The organism is Ilumatobacter sp. (genome assembly GCF_046290335.1).
In the GTDB taxonomy this organism is placed as follows: domain Bacteria; phylum Actinomycetota; class Acidimicrobiia; order Acidimicrobiales; family Ilumatobacteraceae; genus Ilumatobacter_A.
Genome location: NZ_JBKAGH010000001.1, coordinates 1,656,874 through 1,673,036, shown reverse-complemented (window position 1 = coordinate 1,673,036; position 16,163 = coordinate 1,656,874). Strand labels below are relative to the sequence as shown.

Below are 16,163 nucleotides of genomic sequence, written 5' to 3'. Positions count from 1 at the left end.
TCTTGCACGGATCATCTTGCTGACGGCGGATCGCTGCGACGCCGTGCATCACTGCTGGACTTCGACCGGAATCGGTGCTTCGGTGAGGTCGGCGAGCTGTTCGAAGGCCTCGGTGTGCATGATCATGTCCTCGACCTGAGATGCCGGTGCGACGATCGTCACGCAGGTGATCGATCGGCCGTTGTCGAGGTTGCGTACCGTCACCGTTCGGTTGCTGCTGATCCCGCGCACGATGCACGAGCGCGTCCCCGGCACCGTGCTGCGGAACGTGGCCGCGAGTACCACCGGTTCGATGGCAGGAGCTGCGGGAACGGCGATCGCAACCGTTCGGCCGCTGGAGTCGGCAACGGGCCCGTCCATGAAGATCGGATCGCCGTCGGGGGCGTCGAGCGGAGGGAGTTGTGATTCGTTGCTCGTCGGCGCAGCGATGTCGCTCGCCGCCGGGATCGGATTGATGACCGAGTCGTCGACCGAATCGCTTGCCACAACGGTGTCATCGCCTGGTTCGCCGTCGCTGTCACGGCTGATCAGCAAGAACGCAGGGACGGCGATGAGTGTCACCACGATCGCGAGGAAGAAGCGGGGTCGGTCGGTGTCGTGCATGGGAGTGAGTGGTCGTCGAGCAGTGCGGGCGTGGTGGCAGCGCCGTGGAGATGCTGGCGCTGATGTCGGCCCGTGAGCGCTGATCCATCGTATCGGGAGGCTCGGGCCGCAGCCGGGCAGGCGACCGAGGGTCGCGTATCGGTCACCGGACCGGACGGTGGTGATCAGACGGTCGGCGGCGGCCAGTTGGCAGGTTCGGAGCGCCGTCGAGGGCGTCCGACCAGCAGGAGGATCGCACCGAGCAGCAGGAGGCCTGCGCCGACACGTTCGACCCCGCCGAGCTCGGAACCGGTCGTCGGCAGCGGTCGTGGGCTGCCGGTCGTCTCCGTGCTGGTGTTGCTGGTCGTCGTGCTCACCGGCGCAGTGGTGGCCGTCGTGCCACCTGGCCCACTCGTCGTGGTGACAGGCGTGGCGGGTGTCGTGCCCGGTGTCGTGCCGGGCGTCGTGCCGGGTGTCGTGCCGGGCGTCGTGGCGGGTGTCGTGGTCGGTGTCGCAGTATCGGGCGGACCTGGGATGGGAGCGGTGACCACGACGGTCACCGTGGCCGTGTCGCAGAGCGCGTCGCGCGTCGCCGGGGTGTCGCCGACGGCGGCCAAGGTGTCGAGGTCACAGATCGTGTAGTCGAACGTGTCGGTGCCGACGTAGCCGGGGTCAGGCGTGTAGGTCACGACACCGTCGCCGTCGACGACCACCGTTCCGTTGGTCGGCGCCGTCACCGAGGTCACGGTCACCGACGAGGCCGGGACCACCTGATCGTTCGCCAGCACCTCGATCGTCACGGGCGTGTCGAGTGTCGTCGTCGCCTGATCGTCGACCGCGATCGGTCCGTCGACCAGCACGAGGGAGAAGTCGAGCGTGTCGTCGTCGCCGCCGATGCTCAACGTCGACGTGGCACTCGTCATGCTTGCCACCATGCCGGCGGGGATGGTCGTGAGGTCGACCGACACGACGTAGTCGCCCGCGGGGAGACCGGTGAACTCGTAGGCGCCGTCGGCGTCGGTCACGGTGCGATACACCCGAGTGCCGTTGGCCGTCTCCACGATCGCGACGACCGTCACGCCGGGCACGCCGGGTTCGTCGGCGTCGAGCACCCCGTTGTCGTCGAGGTCGACGAAGACGTTGTCGCCGAGACGGGCGGTGCCGTTGACGCCGAAGTCGACACCGTCGATCGTCGCGCCGGCCACGGTGACGACCGTCGTCAGGTCGATCACCGGGTCGGGGTCGAGCGTCGGGTCGACGAGGCCGTCGGGAAGCGTGGCGGTATCGACGTCGATGGTGACCTCGGCGGGAGGCAACCCGCTGAAGCCGTAGGAGCCGTCGGCGGCGGTCGTGGTCGTCGTCACGACGAGGTCGCCGTCCGGCGTCGTCCACGTGGCGCTCACGACCACGTCGGCGAGGCCGAGATCGGTGGGGCCGACCGTGCCGTCGCCAGCGAGGTCGTGCAGGATGCTGCCAGCGATACTGCCGATCGGGACGACTGGCAGGTCGGCGTCGAGGGCGAGCACGCCGGAGGTCACCGACACGGTGATCTCCGAACCCGCCACGCCGGGTCCGTATCCGACGGGCACGTCGATACGCACGAGATATGTCCCGGGAGCGACATCGAGCGTCCAGGCTCCGTCGGCAGCGGTCGTGACGGCACCGACGAAGGCGCCGCCCGCGCCGAACGCTGCGTCGAACACGGAGACCTCGATGCCGCCGAGGCCGAACTCCATGCCCGCCGAGGGGCCGGTGAGCGCGTCGTCGAGCACGCCGTCGTCGTCGAGGTCGACCCAGACGAGGTCACCGATCGTCGCCAGTCGGTAGGCGCCGGCGTCGACGTCGACGACGGCCAGGCCGCTCGTGATCGTGATCGGAGCGGTGCGCCCGTCGCCGGGCAGCACGTCGGAGTCGTCGGCATCGTCGACGGCGTCGGGCACGGTGAACACCATGTCCACAGGGAGGATCGGACGCACCCGATAGTCACCGGGCACGATCGCATCGAAGGCGTAGGTGCCATCGGGGTTGGTCGTGGTCGTGTCGATCACGAGGCCGGCCGCGTCGAGCAGGTCGACGTCGAGCCCGCCAAGGCCCGTCTCGCCGGTCTGGTCGCCGTCGCCGTCGTCGTCGAGGAACAGCAGTCCGCTGATCGAGGCCGGCTGGACGTAGCCGAAGTCGACGGTGTCGATCACATCGTCGGATCGCAGCACGAGGAGCACCGGTCCGGCGGCCGAGGAGCGGACGGCGCCGCTGGGAAGGCTCCCGGCGTCGACGTCGATGCTGTACGACCCGGGTGCGAGCCCGGCGAAAGTGTAGAAGCCTGCGGCGTTGGTCGTGGCGGTCTGGTCGGTCGCGTCGCCGATGGCTCGGACGATGACGTTGGGCAAGCCGGGCTCGCCGGCGTCGCGAAGTCCGTCGCCGTCGATGTCGTCCCAGACGAGGTCGCCGACCGTGGCCGTCGTCGTGAGGCCGACGTCGAGATCGGTGCGCATTTCGCCCGACTGCACGACGATCGAGAACGTGGCGGGAGTGGTCGGCGTCATCTGCTCACCCGAGCCGGTTCCGATCGGGAACGTTGCTGGAACCATGACGACGTCGTAGGCGCCTGGTGCAGCGGTGAGGCCCCAAGATCCGTCGGCGGCCGTGGTCGTCGACGTCACGACGACGCCACCAGGTGTGCGCAACTCGACGGTGACATCGGCGAGCCCGGTCGTCGACGGCAGGCCGTCGTCGTCCAGCCCGTTGGCATCGAGATCGTGCCAGACCAGGTCACCGAGGGTCGCGGTCGTGGCGAACCCGAAGTCCACACTCAGATCGGCCTCACCGGACACGAGCGTCACCGCACGCGAGTTGCCGCCGGTGGTCGTCGTGTATCCGGGCTGCACCGACGAGGCAACGATCCGTACCTCGTAGTCGCCCGGAGCGAGCCCGGTGAACAGGTACGCGCCGTTCGTCGTCGTCTCGCTGTCGATGACGTCGCCGCTGTCGTCGAGGAGTTCGACGGTCACCTCGAGCCCGGGGTCGCCGGGATCGCGGACCCCGTCGGCGTCGAGATCGTGGAAGACCGCGTCGCCGATCGAGCCGCCCGTGAGGGCTGCGAATCCGATGTCGACGTCGTCGACCAGTTCGTCGGATTGCACGGTGAGCGTCGTCGGGTTGTTGCCGGTCGTCGAGGAGTAGCCGACCGGGACCGTGGCGGTGTCGATTCGCACCTGGTACGTGCCGGGTGCGACGCCTGCGAAGAGGTACGAGCCGTCGGAGGTGGTGGTCGTCGCGATGACGGAGCCGTCGTCGGGGTCGACGAGTTCGACCACGACGGCGTCGAGCCACGGGTCGGTGGCCGGACCGTCGTCGTCGAGACCGTTGGCGTCGAGGTCGTGCCACACGAGGTCGCCGATGACCGCGGTCGTGTGGAACGCGAAGTCGGCGCTGGCGACCATCTGGCCGGAGACCAGGGTGACCGTCCACGACGTGGTGGAACCGGCGGTCGCCACGAAGGCGCCGCCCGTCGACGCGCCGAGCGGGAGGGTCGAGCCGTCGACCGTGACGGTGTAGGTGCCCGGAGCGAGTCCGTTGAACGAGTAGGTGCCGTCGGCGAGCGTGGTGGCGGTTGCCACGGGCGTGCCGCCCTGGGACAGCACCACGTCGACCGAGCCGAGCCCGGGCTCGCCTGCGTCTCGGAGACCGTTCGCATCGAGGTCGTGCCAGACGAGATCGCCGATGGCGGCGGGGCGAACGAGTCCGAAGTCGGACGACGGCGCCGCCTCGTCGGAACCGATCGTCACCGTCGACGTCGACGCGGTCGTGAGGCTCGTGTCGGCGGGGAACGTGGCGGGGTTCGGCTGGACCGTCCACGTGCCGGGTGCGACACCGGGGAACGTGACACAGCCGCTCGCGTCCGTGGTCAGGGTGGCGACGATCGCGCCGCCGTCGTCCACGAGGTCGATGTCGATGCCCGACACCGCGATCTCTCCGGCGTCGGCGACGCCGTTGCCGTTCGCGTCGTCGAAGACACAGGCCGGGATCGCTCCCGTCGTGGCATAGCCGACATCGACGTCGTCGATCGCCTCGCCGGATGCGACCGGCACGGTGACGCTGACGCTGGTCGTTGCGGCGAGTTGGGCGCCCGAGACGACGCCGACCGGAACGGTCAGCGGATCGATCGACACCGTGTAGGTGCCGGGGGCCAGATCGTTGAACGAGTAGGCACCGGTGCCATCGCTCGTCACTCGAACGGTCGCCCCGACGCCGTCCTCATCGGTCAGCAGCACGTCGATGCCACCGAGGCCCGGTTCGCCGAGGTCCTGGATCCCGTCCGCGTCGAGGTCGTGCCACACGCGGTCGCCGATCGTCGCAGGGAAGCGGTAGCCGGCGTCGACGGTCGCCGCGTCGCCCGACAGCAGCGTCACGTTGTCGGTGTTGCCGCCCGTCGTGGAGATGCCGCCGCTCGGTGGCGTGAACGTGACGGTGTAGGCGCCGGGGGCGAGCCCGGTGAAGGAGTAGGTGCCGACGCTGTCGGTGGTCGTGGTGATCCCGCCGACCGGGAGGTCGCCGCCGGTCAGCGTGACGGTCAGGCCCCCGAGGCCGCGGTCGGCGGGGAGTCCGTCGTCGATCGAGCCGTCGCCGTCGAGGTCGTGCCACACTTCGCCGCTGATCGTGGCCTGCATCCGGTAGCCGAAGTCGACGACGTCGATGTCGGTTCCTGACGTGAGCGACAGCGGGAAGGATTCCACGGTGGTGGGGGTGAAGCCCGCTGGAACGCTGGCCAAGACGATTTCGGCCGTGTAGGCGGCGGGGAGGATGCCGTCGATCTGCCAGCTGCCGTCGGCAGCGCTGGTGGTCGAGGCGACGGTCGTGCCGCCGAGGTCGAGCAGGACGATGTCGATGCCGCCGAGACCTGGTTCGCCGGCGGCGGGGAATCCGTCGCCGTCGAGGTCGTGCCACACCAGGTCGCCGATCGAGACCGGGACGGTGACGCCGAGATCGATGGTGAGGTCGGTCGAGCCGGAGGTGATCGTGACGCTCGTCGAGATCGCGCCCACGGTGGCGACCGCGCCCGCGGGCAGCCCGCCGGTGATCGTCACGGTGTAGTCGCCGGGAGCGAGCCCGTCGAACAGGTAGAGGCCGGCGCCGTCGGTGATGTCGGTGATGCCGCCGACGGGAAGGTCGCCGCCGGTGAGGGTGACGTCGACGCCGGAGAGCGCGGTGTCACCACCGGCCGGATTGAACGTCGCGTTGCCGTCATGATCCAGGAAGACGAAGTCGCCGATCGATGCGGGAACGACGTAGCCGAAGTCGACGGTGTCGATGGTGTCGCCGGATTCGATGGTGATGGTGGTGGTGCCGGTGCCGTTGGTGGGGGTGGCGTCGGTGGGGAGGCCGCCGGTGGGGGTGGTGTCGACGGTGATGGTGTAGGTGCCGGGAGCGAGCCCGTCGAACAGGTAGTTGCCGGCGCCGTCGGTGGTGTCGGTGGTGCCGCCGACGGGGAGGTCGCCGCCGGTGATCGTGACGGTGACGCCGGAGAGTCCGGGTTCGCCGGTGTCGAACACGCCGTCTCCGTCGAGGTCGTCCCAGATCAGGTCGCCGATCGATGCGGGAACGACGTAGCCGAAGTCGACGGTGTCGATGGTGTCGCCGGATTCGATGGTGATGGTGGTGGTGCCGGTGCCGTTGGTGGGGGTGGCGTCGGTGGGGAGGCCGCCGGTGGGGGTGGTGTCGACGGTGATGGTGTAGGTGCCGGGAGCGAGTCCGGTGAAGGTGTAGTTGCCGGCGCCGTCGGTGGTGTCGGTGGTGCCGCCGACGGGGAGGTCGCCGCCGGTGATCGTGACGGTGACGCCGGAGAGTCCGGGTTCGCCGGTGTCGAACACGCCGTCTCCGTCGAGGTCGTCCCAGATCAGGTCGCCGATCGATGCGGGGATGTAGAAGCCGAGATCGGTGCTGAGGTCGTCGATGCCGGACGCGATCGTCACGGTGCGCTCGGCGCCCGATCCGTTCGGCCACGTCGTCGCAGTCGTTCCGGCGAGCACGCCGGTCGCAGCGACGCTGACCGTGTAGGTGCCCGGCGTGAGGTCGGCGAACAGATACGAGCCGTCGCCGGCCGTCGTCGTGCTGAGGCCGGTCGGGCCGAGGTCGCCACCCGTGAGGTTGACGGTGACGCCACCGATGCCGGGTTCGCCCGCGTCGCGGGTGCCGTCGGCATCGAGGTCGTCGAAGACCACGTCGCCGATCGAGCCGAGGGCGAACCACCCGAAGTCGACCGTATCGATCGCGTCGGACGACACGACCGTCAGCGTGGTCGCATCGGAGCCGGTGGTCGACGTGGTCGCGCCGGGGAAGACGGCGAGGAAGTCGGCGTCGGCGACGTCGACGGTCACCGTGTACTCGCCGGGTGCGAGGCCCGTGAAGCTGTAGCCGCCGGCCGCCGTGGTCGTCACGGTCGTACCCGTCACCGGCTGGCCGGGGCCGGTCAGGATCACGTCGACGTCGGCGAGGCCGAAGTCGCCGGGGCCGAAGACACCGTCGGCGTCGTTGTCGACGAACAGTTGGTCGCCGATCGTGGCTGGCAACGTGTACCCGAAGTCGACCGTGTCGATCACGTCGCCCGATGCCACGACGACGGTCTGGAGGTCGCCGCCGGTCGACGACGAGGTGCCGGGAGGCAGCGCGCCGGTCACGGCGACGTCGTAGGAGCCGGGGAGCAACCCGCCGAGCGACCAGGTGCCGTCGCCGGCGGTCGTGACGGTCGTGCCGCTGGGATGCGACGGACCGGTGATCGTGAGCGTCACGCCACCGATGCCGGTGTCTCCGCTCGGGTCGCCGTCTCCGTTGCCGTCGACGAACACGAGGTCGCCGATGGTCGCCGGAGCGGCGACGCCGATGTCGATCGTGTCGATGGCATCGCCCGACTCGAGCGAGATGCCGCTGACGGCGAATCCACCGGTCGTGGCAACGGCGCTCGTGGGCAGATCGGCGGTGTCGACGGTGACGGTGTAGGTGCCGGGGTCGAGGTCGGAGAACACGTAGCTGCCGTCGGCGGCGGTCGTCGTGGTGATTCCACCGGCCGGGAGGGTGCCGCCGGTGAGCGTGATCGTGACGGCGTCGATGCCGGGTTCGCCGGCGTCGCGGGTGCCGTCGCCGTCGAGGTCATCCCAGACGAGGTCGCCGATGGAGGCCGGGTAGGTGTACGCGAAGTCGACGTCGTCGAGAACGTCGCCGGATTCGACCGTGACGGTTCGGCTCGCGCCGCCGAGGGTGTTCACCGCTCCAGCAGGAGGATCGGTGACCGTGGCGGTGTAGGTGCCGGGTGCGAGTCCGGTGAAGGTGTAGGTGCCGTCGCCTGCGGTGGTGGTGGTGATGCCGGCGACGGGGAGGGTGCCGCCGGTGAGGGTGATGGTGACGCCGCCGATGCCGGGCTCGCCGGCATCGCGGGTGCCGTCGCCGTTCAGGTCGTCGTAGACGGTGTCGCCGATGGTCGCCGGGCGGCGGTACCCGACGTCGACGGTGTCGACGTCGAGGTCGGACGTCACCACGATCGAGCTCACCGTGAAGCCTCCCGTCGTCGCGACCGCATCGGCCGGCAGGCCGTTGGTGACCGTGGCGGTGTAGGTGCCGGGTGCGAGTCCGGTGAAGGTGTAGGTGCCGTCGCCTGCGGTGGTGGTGGTGATGCCGGCGACGGGGAGGGTGCCGCCGGTGAGGGTGAGGGTGACGCCGCCGATGCCGGGCTCGCCGGCATCGCGGGTGCCGTCGCCGTTCAGGTCGTCGTAGACGGTGTCGCCGATGGTCGCCGGGCGGCGGTACCCGACGTCGACGGTGTCGACGTCGAGGTCGGACGTCACCACGATCGAGCTCACCGTGAAGCCTCCCGTCGTCGCGACCGCATCGGCCGGCAGGCCGTTGGTGACCGTGGCGGTGTAGGTGCCGGGTGCGAGTCCGGTGAAGGTGTAGGTGCCGTCGCCTGCGGTGGTGGTGGTGATGCCGGCGACGGGGAGGGTGCCGCCGGTGAGGGTGAGGGTGACGCCGCCGATGCCGGGTTCGCCGGCATCGCGGGTGCCGTCGCCGTCGAGGTCGTGCCACACGAGATCGCCGATCGAGCCAGGCATTGCGACACCGAAGTCGGCATCGGTGATGGTGTCGCCGCTCCCGATCGTGCGGGTGGTGGTGAATCCGAGCGTCGTGCTGAATGCGTCGGCATCGAGGCCAGCCGTGTCGACGGTGATCGAGTAGGTGCCGGGCGCGAGCGCGGTTGCCGCCCACGCGCCATCCGGGCCCGTCGTCGAGACGATGGTGCCCGACGGGCCGGTCACGGTGACGTCGACACCGTCGATGCCGGGCTCGCCGGCATCGAACACGCCGTCGCCGTCGAGGTCGTGCCAGACGAGGTCGCCGATCGACGCCGGTTCGGCGAATCCGAAGTCGGCCGTCTCGATCGAGTCGCCGGACACGACGGACAATCCACCGATGCTGATGCCGCCGGTCGTCGAGGTCTCGGTGCCGATGAGGTCGCCGGAGCCGAGGGTCACCGCGACCGTGTACGTGCCAGGAACGAGGCCGTCGAACGAGTAGGTGCCGTCGCCGGCCGTCGTGGTCGTGATGCCGCCGATCGGGAGGGAGCCACCGGTGAGGGTGAGTTCGACACCGCCGAGCGCGGTGTCGGTGCCACCGAACACTCCGTTACCGTCGACATCGAGGAAGACGAAGTCGCCGATCGTTGCCGGAAGTCGGTAGCCGATGTCGATCGTGTCGATGTCGTCACCCGACTGGAGCGTGATGCCGTTGACGGTGAATCCACCCGTCGTGGCGACCGCGTCGGCGGGGAGGCTCGCGGTGTCGGCGGCCGCCGAGTAGGTGCCGGGTGCGAGGTCGGCGAAGGTGTACGTGCCGTCGGTCGCCGTGGTGGTGCTGATGCCACCGATGGGCAGTGCTCCGCCGGTGAGGGTGATGGTGACGCCGCCGACGCCGGGTTCAGCAGCATCGCGGGTGCCGTCGCCGTCGAGGTCGTGCCACACGAGATCCCCGATCGTCGACGGTCGGGTGAACGCGAAGTCGGCATCGTTCTCGTCGTCGCCCGACGCCACCGTGACGGTGACGCCGCCGACACCGAGGGTGCCGAACCCGTCTGCGGGCAGGCCGCCGGTGACCTCGACGGTGTACGTGCCGGGGGGAAGGCCAGCGAAGTCGTAGTCGCCGTTGCCGTCGGTGGTCGTCGTCATCCCGCCCGGTGGCAGGTCGCCGCCGGTGAGGGTCAACTCGACGCCCACCAGCCCCGGTTCGCCGGCGTCGATCACACCATCGCCGTCGAGGTCGTCGACCACGCGGTCACCGATACTCGCGCCGAGGTAGTAGCCGAAATCGAGGCTGACGTCGTCGGTTCCCGACGTGATCGTCGTGGTCTGCGACGCGCCGCCGAGGGTGTTGGTGTAGCCAGCAGGGGTCGCGATGATGGAGACGGTGTAGGTGCCGGGGAGGAGCCCGGTGAACGAGTACGCACCGCTCGGACCGGTCGTCACGCTGGTGCCCGCAGCGACACCCGGGCCGCTCAGTTCGAGGGTCACGCCGCCGAGACCTGGTTCTCCGCTGTCGATCATGCCGTCGCCGTCGAGGTCGTCGACGACGAGATCGCCGATCGAAGCGGGCAACGCGAAGCCGACATCGACGGAGTCGTCGAGTTCACCGGATTCGATCGTGCGGGTCGCCGAGGTCGCTGTGGTCGCCACGAAACCCGATGGCACGCTCGCCGCGTCGATGGCGACGGTGTAGGTGCCGGGGAGGAGCCCGTCGAACGAGTACGAGCCGCCACCGGCGGAGGTCGTGCTTGCGGTCGCCGCTCCGGTGAGGAGCAGGTCGATGCCGTCGAGGCCGGGTTCGCCGGAATCCTGTACGCCGTCGCCGTCGAGGTCGTGCCAGACCGCATCGCCGATCGACGCCGGTGCCGCTGCGCCGAAGTCGACCGTGAGGTCGTCGGAGCCCGACGTGACCGTGGTGGTGATCGACGACGAGGTCGTCACCGTCGAGCCGGAAGCCAGATCGGCGGTGTCGATCGACACCTGATACGTGCCGGGTGCGAGATTCGAGAACGCGTACGCACCGGCGGCATCGGTGTCGACGGACAGGCCGCCGACCGGAAGCGCCCCGCCGGTGATCGTGACGGTGATGCCGTCGAGGCCGGGTTCGCCGGTGTCGCGGATGCCGTCGCCGTCGAGGTCGTCGAACACGAGGTCGCCGATCGTGACCGGCACGAAGCTGCCGAAGTCCACGGTGTCGATCGCGTCGCCTGACGTGACGACGACGACCTGTGACGTGCCGCCGAGCGTCGGCACGGCGCCCGCGGGGAGATCGGTCATCGTGATCGTGACGGTGTAGGTGCCGGGAGCGAGGCCGCTGAAGGTGTAACTGCCGTCGGCCGCGGTATCGACCGAGACGCCGCCGACCGCGAGGTCGCCGCCGGTGATCGTGACGGTGACGCCGTCGATGCCGGGTTCGCCGGTGTCGTGGGTGCCGTCGCCATCGAGGTCATCGAACACGAGGTCGCCGATCGTGGCCGGGACGGCGTAGCCGATGTCGATGGTGTCGACCACCTCGGCTGATTCGACGGTGATCGAGGTGGAGAACCCGCCGGTCGTGCTGGTCGCACCCGCGGGCAGACCGGTGACGACGACGGTGTACGTGCCGGGAGCGAGTCCGTCGAACTCGTAGGCACCGTCGGCGCCGGTCTGGATCGTCGTGCCGGTCGGATGGGACGGACCGGTGATCGTCACGTCCACCCCGACCGCGCCGGGCTCCCCGGCGTCTTGTGTGCCGTCGCCGTCGAGGTCGTGCCACACGCGGTCGCCGATCGTCGCCGTCGTCGCGTAGCCGAGGTCGGCGGTGAGCACGTCGGTGTCCGACAGCAGGGTGACGTTGCGCGTGTCGGAGCCGATCGTGCTGCTGTAGCCGGCGGGCAGGGTCGTGGTGTCGAGGGTGACCGTGTACGTGCCGGGGTCGAGGTCGGAGAACAGGTAGCTGCCGGTGCCGTCGGTGGTGGTGGTGATGCCACCGGCCGGGAGGGTGCCGCCGGTGAGGGTGAGGGTGATGCCGTCGATGCCGGGTTCACCGGCGTCTTGTGTGCCGTCGCCGTCGAGGTCGTGCCACACGCGGTCGCCGATGCCGGCGGTGGTCGACGCTCCGAAGTCGGCATCGGTCGCGGTGGTCGCCGAGGTGAGCGTGCGCGTCGCCGTGTTGGCACCGGTCGAGAGGGTGTAGCCGGCGGGCAGGGTGGCGGTGTCGAGGGTGACCGTGTACGTGCCGGGATCGAGGTCGGAGAACAGGTAACTGCCGGTGCCGTCGGTGGTGGTGGTGATGCCACCGGCCGGGAGGGTGCCGCCGGTGAGGGTGAGGGTGATGCCGTCGAGGCCGGGTTCACCGGCATCTTGTGTGCCGTCGCCGTCGAGGTCGTGCCACACGCGGTCGCCGAAGGTCGCCGGGAACACGACGCCCACGTCGGCGGTGTCGATCACGTCGGTCGAGGCGACCGTGAACGGCGCCGTGGTGCCGTCGAGGGTCACGGCGGTGCCGGCGGGAAGCCCTGCGAGGTCGACCTCGACGTCGTAGGTCCCGGGTTCGACCGTGAACGAGTAGCCACCGCCGCCGGATGTCGTCGTCGTGATGCCGCCGACCGGGAGACCGGTGCCGGTGAGTGTGACGGTCCGGCCGTCGATCCCGGGTTCACCGGCGTCGCGCACGCCGTCGCCGTCGAGGTCCTCGAACACGAGGTCGCCGATCGTCGCCTGCGTGTAGAACCCGAAGTCGACCGTGTCGACGATGCCGTCGGTCGCGACCGTGACGGTCTGGCTGTAGCCACCGGTGCTCGAATCGAAGCCGAGCGGCAGATCACCGGAGCCGGGAGTGACCGTCACGGTGAACGTGCCGGCGTCGAGGTTGGCGGCGATCCAGAATCCGTTTGCGTCGGTGATGCGGGTGATGCCACCCGCCGGCAGGCCGGGTCCGGTGATCGTGAGTTCGACGCCGGCGAGGCCGGGTTCGCCGGCATCGCGGGTGCCATCGCCGTCGAGGTCGTGCCACACGAGGTCGCCGAGCGACGCTGGAATCACGTAGCCGAAGTCGGCGTCGAGATCGTCAGCGCCCGAGGTCAGGACGCGCGTGTCGGTGTCGCCGCCGGTGGTGCTGTACGCAGCGATGCTCAACGGGCTGGTGTCGACGCTCACCGAGTAGGTGCCGGGCAGCAGACCGCCCACCGACCACGTTCCGTCGGAGGTGACGACCGTCGTGCCCGTCGGATGCGATGGGCCGGTGATGGTCACGGAGATGCCGTCGAGACCGAAATCGGCCCCGTTCTCGACGCCGTTGCCGTCGAGGTCGGCGAACACGCGATCGCCGAGGGTGACGGGGATCGCGTAGCCGAAGTCGACATCGGTCGCGGTCTCGCCGAACGTCACGACGCGGCTCGCGGTGTCGTCGAGTCCGCCGTCGAGGTCGTGCGTCGCCGTCATGCCAGCCGGCACACCGGCGGACACCGACACGGTGTAGGTGCCGGGATCGAGATCGTCGAAGCGGTACGTGCCGTCGGAGGCCGTGACCGTCGAGAGCACACCGCTGTTGCCGGCGAGGGACACGGCGACGCCACCGAGGCCGGGTTCGCTTGCGTCTCGTGTGCCGTCGCCGTCGAGGTCGTGCCAGACGAGGTTGCCGATCGACCCACGAGCGATCTCGTCGATCGCGTTCGACCACACGGGCGACGGGCTCTGCGTGCTCACCGTGCTCGCCGAGTTGACGATGGAGTCGATGGTGGGGTCGATGGCCGGATCGAGTTGCACCGTCACCGAGGCGGTGAGGCTTTCGCCGCTGAGTAGTTCGCCGCCGGAGAAGATGTTCGGTGGTGCAGCGCCAGGCACCGTGTCGTCGATGCGGCGAGTCAACTCCACGTCGATGTCGTCGAGGTAGAAGCGATCGTTCGTGACCTGGAAGCCCGGTGAGGTGATCCAACGCAGATGGATCGGTTGGCCACTGAAGCGTGTGAGGTCGTACGTCGCGGCCAGGAACGCGCCGTCGTTGGCGGTTCCTTCGTAGCGGTCGAGTTCGATCCATGACGTCCCCGCCGTGTTCGAGATCTGGAACGACACGAAGTCGGTGGCTTCGAAGCCTTCGCGACGGAACAGGACCTCGAGCTGCACCTTCGTCCGGGTGGTCGCGTCGACGACTCGGGTGGCCGCTGAATTCGCGCCTTCGAGGAGCAGCCGGTTGCTGCCGAGGTTCGAGACGATCCGGACGTTGCCGGCCGAGGCGCCGCCTCCAGCCGCGTCGGTCTCCACCCACGGGCCGTTCCAGTCGGCGCTGTCGTTGGTGTACGCGACCGTCGTGAACGCGTCTGTCGCGTTGATCGTGCCGCCGGGGGCGGGATCGTCGATCGGGCGCGTCACCGACGTCGACACCCAGCTGACCTCAGCCGGCAGGGAATCGGTGATGGCGACGCCGGTTTGTGTCGCGATGTCGATATTGGCGACATCGATGTCGTAGGTGAACTGCTGTCCGGGCATCAGCGGTCCGGTTGCCTCGGACGACTTGGCGATGTAGAGATCCGGGATCACGACCTGGACGATCGCCGTCGCCTGCGACGTGTCGGTGTCGGACGAGACGACCGCGGTGTTGCGAACCTGCGTCGTGAAAATCGGGAACGGATCCGCCAGCTGCGTGCGGAACGACACGTCGACACCCTCACCTGGCAACAGGTCGCCGACGTTCACGCCGCCTTCGTCGATCGGAAAGAGCGTCGAGCCCGTCGTGTCATCGGCGATCGGTACGCCGTCGACCGTCGTCGTGCCGGGGACGTAGACCAGTGTGCTCGGCAGATCATCGCTGACGATCACGTTGGTGATCGCGAGCGCGCCGGCATCGACCGCACGGATCGTGTACTCGAGCGTGTCGCCAGGGTTGACGCGTCCATCTGCGTTCTGGTCGATCACGAGCTGCGCCGATTTGGTCACCACGAGCGACGTGCTGGGGAGCACGGCGGTGCCGAGGTCATACGCATTGACCGGATCGGCCACCGCAGGGTCCTGGCCCCACGCCGCCGAGAGCAACACACCCGTCGGTGAGAAGATGCGAGCACCGGTCATGTCGAAGTCGTTCGGATCGCCGATCGTCACGCTCTCGTACTGCTGAACACCGGTGAGGATCTGATCGACGTTGCCGTCGCCGTCGAAGTCGACGTGGAGATCGGTGCCGTCGAGCGGCGCGATCCAGACGGGACTCGCGCTCTCGGTTCCGCTCGGGTTGCCGGCGCCCCAACCGACCACGACACCGGAGGTGAGAAGCGACGCAGGAACGAGGGTGTATCCCCAGTCGAACGCGGTGGTCTGGCCTGCCAGCGCGACCGTCGCCGAGATCGCGCTGAACGTCTCGCCGCCGAGCGACGCGAACTGGGCTCCCGACCCCGCCGGGAGATTGAACGGCACCGTGCCGCGAGCGACGATCGACAACGTGGTGTCGTTGGAGGTGCCCTGCGCGTCGACCGCCACGTCGATCGTCGAGTCGTTCGGGTTGTGGACGAAGATCGTGACCGGGTTGGCAGCGTCGGTCGTCTGAGCGGCAGCGACGTACTCGTCGGCGAGAACCTCCTGCGGGAACACTTCGTACCAACGGCCCGAGACGGCCGAGTTCACATCGCCGGTGAGCAGATGGACCTGTGCTGGCTTCGACGTGCGCACCTTCGCCCCGGCGTTGATGCCGCCGTCGATGTAGACCGTCTCGCCCGCGTCGATCGTGCTCGTCACGTCCACGGCACCGTCGCCGTCGGTGTCGATGTCGATCACGGTCGAATCGTCGCTTGCCTGCACCGACATCGCCGTGTACTCGAACGCCTGGTTCGAGAAGACGTTCTCACCGATCGGGATGTCGAACTCGGTGCCGTAACGAGAGAGGTCGGACGCTGCGACCGCACCGGCGTGCACGGTGCCGAGCGCGCTGTCCCACCCGGCGCGAGTGATGACGATGCCTCGAGTCGCTGACACCTTGTCGCGTCCGTCGTAGAGGATCGTCGCCGGGTCGCGCGGCAATGGCACGTTGTTCTGCAACGTGACGACGTCGCCGCCGTTCAGGACGTCCGCCCCGTTGCTCGTCACGCCTGGCGCGGCGCCGTTCGAGATGTCGCCGTCTCCCCAGACCTCGGTGCTGGTGCCGGCGATCGGATTGGCGATGTCGGTCTCGTAGTCGTCTTCCCAGTGATCCCAGTAGACGATCGCGTTGTCGGCCGCCACGGTCAGCGTGATCTGGCTGGTCACGACGTTGCTCGGTGTGCCGGGAGGGTAGATCGAGAACAAGCCGTCGGAGATCGACTGCTCGGTGAACGGAATGAACATGTTGAACACCGGCGCAGGACCGGCCGCTGCTGGGAGGGACGACGACAGCAGCACGATGGGGAGCGTGGCGAGCGCGATGACGGCTGCGACGACGACACGTCCGGCGGATCGGTAGCGCTGCTGAACAGGAGAAGGCACGATCAAGTTTTCGGCAAGTGTTGACGAGAACTTGAGACATGGCTCGTGCCACCCGATCAGTGGCCGACAGACGCGTCGCCACAGCGACCCGAT

Annotated in this window: 2 protein-coding genes; both read right to left on the bottom strand. The window is 69.1% G+C overall.

Annotated elements, in window-relative coordinates:
- Nucleotides 1-48: 48 nt before the first annotated feature.
- Nucleotides 49-603, bottom strand: a complete 555-nt coding sequence (locus ACE37B_RS07450; RefSeq protein WP_409922643.1) for a hypothetical protein — start codon at nucleotides 601-603, stop codon at nucleotides 49-51.
- A gap of 164 nt (nucleotides 604-767) precedes the next feature.
- A complete protein-coding gene (locus ACE37B_RS07445; RefSeq protein WP_409922642.1) occupies nucleotides 768-16,070 on the bottom strand; it encodes an SdrD B-like domain-containing protein in 15,303 nt (5,100 codons plus the stop codon).
- Nucleotides 16,071-16,163: the final 93 nt, after the last annotated feature.

What these genes read in the sequence shown, in the direction of transcription:
- ACE37B_RS07450 (WP_409922643.1), bottom strand. Translation starts at nt 603, where the DNA reads ATGCACGACACCGACCGACCCCGCTTCTTCCTCGCGATCGTGGTGACA.